This window comes from Cupriavidus sp. GW823-FHT06D04 (genome assembly GCF_058795055.1).
Genome location: NZ_JBXAHL010000004.1, coordinates 241,853 through 249,463 on the forward strand (window position 1 = coordinate 241,853; position 7,611 = coordinate 249,463).

A 7,611-nucleotide genomic window follows, 5' to 3' on the forward strand; every position below is an offset into this window, starting at 1 on the left:
GGCATGCGGCATGCGCGGCACAGGCATCCGCGATTCAGGCCGATCCGCTATAAACTGTCAGCCTGGCGCCTGCGCTGCAGCGGCGGCGCCGCTTCACATTCCTTCCTGGCTCTCACATCCATGACGATTCACGGTTTGCTTCCCCTGGCGCCGCTTGCAGCGGTGGCCATGGTTTCCGTAGCGCACGCCCAGGCTGTCCAGCCCGGCGACCTGCGCGCCAGCCCCGAGCGGCTGGTGCAGGCCGCGGTAGAGGGCGTGATCGGCACCATCCAGTCCAATCCCGACACCCGCGCCGGCGACCTCGGCAAGATTACCGCCGTCGTGCAGAAGCAGTTCCTGCCTTACACGGATTTCCAGCGCACCACGCGGCTGGCAGTGGGCAGTGCCTGGCGCACCGCCACGCCGGAGCAGCAGCAACAGCTCCATGAGCAGTTCCAGATGCTGCTGGTGCGCAGCTATGCGGTGTCGCTGGCGCAGCTGCGCGAGCAGAACGTCAAGTTCCGCTACCAGCCGATCAAGTCCGGCAGCGGCGCCACCGATGTGGTGGTGCAGACGCGCGTGATCAACAATGCCGACGAGATGCAGATCGACTACCGGCTGCAGCGCACTCCCAACGGCTGGAAGATCTACGACATCAATATGATGGGGGCGTGGCTGATCGAGGTGTACCGCAAGCAGTTTGCGGACATCGTCGCGCGCAGCGGGGTCGACGGGCTGGTGAAGTACCTGACCACCCACAACGCGCGCCAGGCATCTGACGCCTGAGCGCCGCACGCCATTATGGGGCGGCGTGACCGGTGTCCCGGCTGCGCCGCCAGTGGCGCAACTCCACCCATTGCCATGACAGCAGCGCGGGCACGCCGAACAGGATCTCGCGCGCGCGCTTGACCAGCGCCAGCGCCAGCGAGACCTGCGCATCGATCCCCAGCACCTGCCCCAGCAGCATTACCACCGCTTCCTGCACGCCCAGCCCGGCGGGCACGAAGAAGGCCACCTGGCGCGCGGCCTGGGTCAGCGATTCGATCGCCAGCGCCTGCCAGACCGGCACCGGATGGCCCAGCAGCATCAGCGCCAGCCAGATCTCCAGCGTGCCGCTGACCAGCCCTGCCAGTTGCCAGCCCAGCGCCGCCAGCAGCTCGCGCCGGCGCCGGTTGAGCGCGCGGATATGGGCATCGAGCCGCGCGCCGTCGATCATCGCGACAATGCGGTGATCTTCGCCAAACAGCTTGCGCGCCGCGCCTTCCAGTTTCTCGAAAATCGCGGTATGCCGCAGCGACATCGCGAACAGCACCGGCACCGGCAATGACAGCAACAGCCCGGCCAGGATGACCCAGGCCCCGCCGCTGTCCTGCAGCGCGGCCACTAGCAGCAGCACCCCCATGGCCGAGAACAGGTACTGCGAGAACAGCGTCAGCATCACTTCGACCACGATGCTGGCAGTCACCGCGGTGGTGTCGCGGATGCGCAGCCGCGTCAGGCGGATGCCGACCAGTTCGCCGCCGACCCCCACCGTCGGCAGCAGGCGGTTGACCGCTTCGCGCACTGTGGCGACCCACCACAGGAAACCGAGCCCCGCCTTCTCCTCGGGGTCGGCCGAGGTCAGCAGGACGCGCCAGCCTTGCGCGTCGAGCAGCAGCGGCAGTGCGTGCAGGGGCACCAGCAACAGCAGCAGCCAGCCGCCCTGCGCCACGATCGCGGCGATATCGCTGGCGCCCTGGTGGATCACCAGCGCGGTGAGCGCCAGCAGCCCGAGCAGGCCGGTCAGGTAAGCAATGCGTTTCATGTTGAAAAGTCAGGGCACCAGCACGTCGGCAAAGCCGCCGCGCCGGTTGGCCGCGCGCTCCAGCGCGGCGCGCACGCGCGGCGACAGCAGCGCGGCCAGTTCGTCGGCGTGGCGGTAGCCGCGCATCGATGCGGTGATGGCCTCGCCAGAGACCACGGCCGGGTGCAGGTAGATCTCGCCCACGCCCGCGGGCAACTGCGCCAGCGCCTGCAGCAGGGCTGCCTCGTCCATCTGGCCGCTGCGCGCGATGCCAACCACGTAGTCATTGTGCGCAATGCCGGCGCGGTCCAGGCGCCGGCGCAGCAGCGCCAGCCAGGGGCGCAGCAGCAACGGCGCGCCATGCTCGCGCGGCAGGCGCATCGCACGCAGGCCGTAGTCGCGCCCGATCGACAGGATCAGCGACAGCACCGTCGGGTGCAGGTGGAAATGCTTGTGTGTGTTGACGTGGTCCAGCGGCAGGCCGGTGGCGGCAAAGGCTTCGAACTGCGCGCGGATCTCCGCCGCCAGCTGGCGGCGCACCCGCGGCAGGAAGAAGAAGCGGCAGCCGTCCAGGGCCATGGCCGAGCCGAAGCGGCCTCCGGCGTCGACCAGGTCGGGGATCTGCGCGCGCGGCAGCGTGGCCGGGCCGTCGGCCAGCACCACGTGCAGCCCCACGCGCAACGACGGCAGCCGGCGCGCGCGCTCGACCGCGTCCGCCACGGCGGGCGCGCCCACCATCAGGCTGGCGGCGCTGAGCACGCCGTCGCGGTGGGCCAGCTCCACCGCCTCATTGACGGCGGGGTGCAGCCCGAAGTCGTCGGCGGTGACGATCAGCGCGCGTTGCGAGGCACAGGAAAGCGCGTGGGCCAGGATCAGGCCTCGTGCGAGCGCAGGAAGCGGAAGAACTCGACGCCTTCACGCAGGCGCCGCTTCATCATGTCCCAGCTGCCCAGCATCTCGCGCACGATTTCCCAGATTTTGCCGGGGCGGAAGTAGAAGCGCTTATAGAAGGTCTCCACGCCGTGGTAGATGTCTTCCTTGGACAGGTGCGGATAGCTGATCGCGGCCAGCTGCACGCCCTGGTCGTTGACCAGGTTGATGACCTTGTTTTCCTCGAGCCAGCCGTTCTCCACCGCCTGCCGGTACAGCGTGGTGCCGGGGTAGGGCGCGGCCAGCGACACCTGGATGGTGTGCGGGTTGATTTCCTTGGCGTACTCGATGGTCTTCTCGATGGTCTCGCGCGTCTCGCCCGGCAGGCCCAGGATAAAGGTGCCGTGGATCTGGATGCCCAGCTTGCGGCAGTCCTCGGTGAAGCGGCGCGCAATGTCCGTACGCAGGCCTTTCTTGATGTTCAGCAGGATCTGGTCGTCGCCGGACTCATAGCCCACCAGCAGCAGGCGCAGCCCGTTCTCCTTCATGATTTTGAGCGTGCTGTACGGCACGTTGGCCTTGGCATTGCATGACCACGTTACGCCCAGCTGGCCCAGCCCCCGAGCGATCTCTTCCACGCGCGGCTTGAAGTCGGTGAAGGTGTCGTCGTCGAACATGATCTCCTTGACCTCGGGCATGTTCTCCTTGATCCATTTGACCTCGGCGATCACGCTTTCAGCCGAGCGCGTGCGGTAGCGGTGCCCGCCCACGGTCTGCGGCCACAGGCAGAAGGTGCAGCGCGAACGGCAGCCGCGGCCGGTGTAGATCGACACATAGGGGTGCTTCAGGTAGCCGATGAAGTAGTTGTCGATCTTCAGGTCGCGCTGGTAGACCGGCGCCACGAAGGGCAGCTCGTCCATGTTCTCGATCATCGGGCGCTGCCCGTTGTGTTCGAGCGAGCCGTCCGGCAGGCGGTAGGACAGCCCCAGGATGTCCTTGAGCGGCTTGCCCGCGGCCACGTCCTGGCAGGTGTAGTCGAACTCCTCGCGGCAGACGAAGTCGATGGCCTCGCTCGCGCCTAGCGTGCCGCCTGGATCGACCGCGGGCTTGGCGCCGACCATGCCGATCATCACATCCGGCTTGCGCTTCTTCAGTTCCTCGGCGAACTTGGCGTCGGTGGGGAACGAGGGCGTGCTGGTGTGGATGATGACCAGTTCATAGTCCGCGGCGATATCCAGCGACTGCTGCACGGTCAGGCCGTCGGCCGGTGCGTCGAGCACCCGGCTGCCCGGCACCAGCGCGGCGGGCTGCGCCAGCCAGGTCGGGTACCAGAACGACTTGATCTCGCGCTTGGCCTGATAGCGCGAGCCCGCGCCGCCGTCGAAGCCGTCGAAGGAAGGGGCCTGGAGGAAAAGGGTCTTTTTCATAGCGGCCTCTGGGGATGGATGCCGGTGGATGAAGGTTGATTCGGGGTCAGCGCAGGACTGGCGTGCAGGGCATCGCGCACCGACAGCACCTGCTCGCGCCACTGCACGCGCTTGCCTGCCAGCGCAAATGCCCAGCCGGCCAGCAGCAGCGCATCGCGCAACGGTGCGCGCAGTGCGGCGGCGACGCTGCCTGCCAGCACGCTGCGCGCCAGCGCGCCGACGGCCGCCACCGCAAGTACCAGCGGCAGCGGTGCCAGCAGCACACCCAGCGCCAGCATCGGCCAGGTGAACGTGATGAAGGTAAAGGCAAAGCCCGGCGGATTCAGCGAACGGATCGTGCGTAGCCAGCGCAGCTCATGTCGCCACAGGTCGGTGAAATGGTCCTCGGTGACGTCGGTCGTGACCACCACCTCCGACAGCACCGTGCGCAAGCCTTGCTGCCGCGTCAGCTCACCCAGCCAGTAGTCGTCGGCCAGCCGGCCGGACAAGGCTGCGAGGCCGCCGATGGCTTCCAGCGCATTGCGGCGCAGCGCAATGGTCGCGCCAAAGGCAAAGCGTTGCGATCCGCCCGCGTGGGCGATGCGCACCGACGGCGCGAACCAGTCGTCGATAAACTGCGCACCAATGCGCGACCACAGCCCGCCAGTCGGTTTGCCGCGGTAGAGGCAGGTGACCACGCCCACGCCGGCGTCGGCCAGCGGCGCGGTCACGCGCGCCAGGTATTCGGGCGGCACGGCGATATCGCTGTCGGCGATCACCAGCACATCGTGCCTGGCCTGCGCGAACAGGTTGATCAGGTTGCTGACTTTCAGGTTGGTGCCGTGCACTTGCGGATCGACCACCAGCGCGATGTCGCACGCCGGGAAGTCGCGGCGCAGCCGTTCAACCACGGCGATGGCGGGATCGTCTGCGGCACGCACGCCGAATACCAGCTGGAACGACGGATGCCGCTGCCGGCACAGCGTGGCCAGGTTCTCGTACAGCCGGGGCTCGGCGCCGCACAGCGGCTTGAGCACGCTGACCGGTGTCGTTGCCGTGCCGCCGCCTGCCGCGGGCGCGCGGCGCGACAGCCAGGCGGCGGCCAGCGCATAGCCCGCCGACACGCAGGTCAGCGCAGCGCCCGGGAGGGTGGCGGCAAGTTCGGTGGCCATCGGCAGTGCAGTCAGTGCGTGGCCGCGGCGTTGGCCTTCGCCGGCCGCGGCCGGTTGGCGGGCGGCTTCGCGCGCTGGATTTCCTCGAGCTTGATCTCGACGTGGCGCGAAAACACGTAGTCGGCCGGCCGCTGCTTGTCCAGCGCAATATCGGGCGCCATCGGCCCGCTGGTGCGCACGCCGCGAAGGCTCACGCCCAGCGCCTTGAGCGGATGGGCAAAGGTGTCCGCCACGGCGGTGGCCTCATAGCCGCTGTGCACCATGCAGTCGGCGCACTTCTCGTAGTTGCCGGTGCCGTAGGCGTCCCAGTCGGTCTCTTCCATCAGCTCGCGGAAGGTGGCGGCATAGCCCTCGCCCACCAGATAGCACGGACGCTGCCAGCCGAATACGGTGCGCGCCGGGTTGCCCCACGGGGTGCAGTGGTAGGTCTGGTTGCCGGCCAGGAAGTCCAGGAACAGCGTCGACTGGCTGAAGGCCCAGTTCTTGCCGGCGCGGCCACGGCTCAGGATGTCGCGGAACAGCTGGCGGGTCTTGCCGCGGTTCAGGAAGTGCTGCTGGTCCGGCGCGCGTTCATAGGCATAGCCCGGCGACACGGTGATGCCGTCCACGCCCAGCGCCTTGACCGAGTCGAAGAACTTCGCCACGCGCTCGGGCTGGGCATCGTTGAACAGCGTGCAGTTGATATTGACGCGGAAACCCCGTTCCTTGGCCAGCCGGATCGCCTCGACGCAGCGGTCGTACACGCCTTCCTGGCACACCGAGCGGTCATGCATCTCGCGGTCGCCGTCCAGGTGCACCGACCAGATGAAATACGGGCTGGGCTGGTACTGGTCCAGCTTCTTTTCCATCAGCAGCGCATTGGTGCACAGGTAGACAAACTTGCGCCGCGCGATGATGCCTTGCACGATCTCCGGCATGTCCTTGTGCAGCAGCGGCTCGCCGCCGGCGATGGACACCACCGGGGCACCGCATTCATCCACCGCCCCCAGGCATTCCTGCACCGACAGGCGCTGGTTCAGGATGGGGTCCGGATAATCGATCTTGCCGCAGCCTGAACACGCCAGGTTGCAGCGGAACAGCGGTTCCAGCATCAGGGCAAGCGGATAGCGTTTCTGTCGCGACAGATGCTTGCCGACGATGTAGGCGCCCACGCGGGCGACCTGCAGTAGCGGAATAGCCAAGGCAACTTCCTCTGGTTGGGTTCAGCCGGCGATATTCTCGTTGGCGGTGGCAGGTACGGCCGCGGCTGCGGCGGTTTCCTTGCCGGCCTTGCGCGGGGCCGGTCTCGGCTTCACGTCGGCCAGCTCGGCCGGCAGCCGGAACTCGGCATGTTCCTCGCGCCCGGCCATGGTGGTGACATCCACCGGGCCCAGCCGGCGCAGCGCGTTGATCACGTCCTCGACCATTTCCTCGGGGGCGGAGGCGCCGGCGGTGATGCCCACCACGTTGGCGTTGCGCACCCAGGCGGGGTCCAGTTCGCTGCCTTCGGCGATCAGGTAGCTGGGCACGCCGCTTTCCGTGCCGATCTCGCGCAGGCGGTTGGAGTTGGAGCTGTTGGTCGCGCCAATCACCAGGATCACGTCGGCCAGCTTGCACAGGTCGCGCACCGCGCTCTGGCGGTTTTGCGTGGCGTAGCAGATGTCGCGCGTATCGGGACCGACCAGGTTGCTGAAGCGGCGCCCGAGCGCGGCGATGATATTGCGGGTGTCGTCCACGCTCAGCGTGGTCTGCGTGACGTAGGCGACCGGGGTGTCGGCGGGCAGGTCAAGCTGCGCGACCTCGGCCTCGTTCTGCACCAGGATCACCTTGCCCGGGATCTGGCCCATGGTGCCTTCCACCTCCGGGTGGCCGGCATGGCCGATCAGGATCACGGTGCGGCCGCTGGCCGCGTACTGGCGCCCCTGGGTATGGACCTTGATCACCAGCGGGCAGGTGGCGTCGATGGCATGCAGCTGGCGCTGGCTGGCATCGGCGATGACCTCGCGCGAGACCCCGTGCGCGCTGAAGATGGTCACGGCGCCGGTCGGGACTTCGTCCAGCTCCTCGACGAAGCGCGCCCCCTTGTCCTTCAGTCCCTCTACGACGTGCTTGTTGTGCACGATCTCATGTCGCACGAACACCGGGGCGCCATGCTTGACGAGGGCGCGGTCGACAATCTCGATCGCGCGCACCACGCCGGCGCAGAAGCCCCGGGGCTGAGCAAGAATCACCTGCATAGAGTAAGCCCCCCGACCCATTTCAACGGGTGTCAGTGTTTGGGATGGCGGGACGGGAAATGCACCGGCAACCACCGGAGATCCACCGCAGATCACATTTCCGTCGCACGGTGGTTACTATATACCCGACACGCCGGCTTTGTCTGGAGTCGGGGGGGGGGGGGGGGGGGGGGGGGGGGGGGAGG

At 67.7% G+C, this 7,611-nt stretch carries 7 protein-coding genes; 1 reads left to right on the forward strand and 6 read right to left on the reverse strand.

Annotation, left to right across the window (positions count from 1 at the left end; all coding sequences use genetic code 11):
- Positions 1-120 precede the first annotated feature (120 nt).
- Positions 121-765, forward strand: coding sequence for an MlaC/ttg2D family ABC transporter substrate-binding protein (locus tag AC1Q7H_RS09075; protein WP_211979420.1), 645 nt, complete (start codon positions 121-123; stop codon positions 763-765).
- A 13-nt stretch (positions 766-778) separates the two neighbouring features.
- Here AC1Q7H_RS09075 and AC1Q7H_RS09080 read toward each other — a convergent pair whose 3' ends face one another.
- The 6 genes from AC1Q7H_RS09080 to ispH are packed head-to-tail and all read right to left on the reverse strand — an operon-like array spanning position 779 to position 7,426.
- Entirely contained in the window at positions 779-1,783 is a 1,005-nt protein-coding gene (locus tag AC1Q7H_RS09080; RefSeq protein ID WP_211979419.1) for a lysylphosphatidylglycerol synthase domain-containing protein, read from the reverse strand.
- Between the two features lie 9 nt (positions 1,784-1,792).
- Complete coding sequence (hpnK, locus tag AC1Q7H_RS09085) at positions 1,793-2,596, reverse strand: hopanoid biosynthesis-associated protein HpnK (RefSeq protein WP_080569609.1); 804 nt, start codon at positions 2,594-2,596, stop codon at positions 1,793-1,795.
- Between the two features lie 38 nt (positions 2,597-2,634).
- Entirely contained in the window at positions 2,635-4,059 is a 1,425-nt protein-coding gene (gene hpnJ / locus AC1Q7H_RS09090) for a hopanoid biosynthesis associated radical SAM protein HpnJ (RefSeq protein ID WP_211979418.1), read from the reverse strand.
- Positions 4,056-5,210: a bacteriohopanetetrol glucosamine biosynthesis glycosyltransferase HpnI gene (gene hpnI, locus AC1Q7H_RS09095; RefSeq protein ID WP_211979417.1), complete on the reverse strand. Its 1,155-nt coding sequence runs from the start codon at positions 5,208-5,210 to the stop codon at positions 4,056-4,058. Before hpnI ends, hpnJ begins: the two co-directional genes overlap by 4 nt.
- Positions 5,211-5,221: 11 nt before the next feature.
- Positions 5,222-6,391 carry an adenosyl-hopene transferase HpnH gene (gene hpnH / locus AC1Q7H_RS09100; RefSeq protein WP_013953780.1) on the reverse strand — a complete coding sequence of 390 codons (1,170 nt, stop codon included), beginning with the start codon at positions 6,389-6,391 and terminating at the stop codon, positions 5,222-5,224.
- 21 nt (positions 6,392-6,412) lie between these two features.
- Positions 6,413-7,426, reverse strand: coding sequence for a 4-hydroxy-3-methylbut-2-enyl diphosphate reductase (ispH, locus tag AC1Q7H_RS09105; RefSeq protein ID WP_114133171.1), 1,014 nt, complete (start codon positions 7,424-7,426; stop codon positions 6,413-6,415).
- Between the last annotated feature and the right edge of the window lie 185 nt (positions 7,427-7,611).

Bases quoted from the DNA above. Each gene is read 5' to 3' on its own strand.
- hpnI (WP_211979417.1), bottom strand. From the start codon at position 5,210: ATGGCCACCGAACTTGCCGCCACCCTCCCGGGCGCTGCGCTGACCTGC.
- AC1Q7H_RS09080 (WP_211979419.1), bottom strand. From the start codon at position 1,783: ATGAAACGCATTGCTTACCTGACCGGCCTGCTCGGGCTGCTGGCGCTC.
- AC1Q7H_RS09075 (WP_211979420.1), top strand. From the start codon at position 121: ATGACGATTCACGGTTTGCTTCCCCTGGCGCCGCTTGCAGCGGTGGCC.
- ispH (WP_114133171.1), bottom strand. From the start codon at position 7,426: ATGCAGGTGATTCTTGCTCAGCCCCGGGGCTTCTGCGCCGGCGTGGTG.
- hpnJ (WP_211979418.1), bottom strand. From the start codon at position 4,059: ATGAAAAAGACCCTTTTCCTCCAGGCCCCTTCCTTCGACGGCTTCGAC.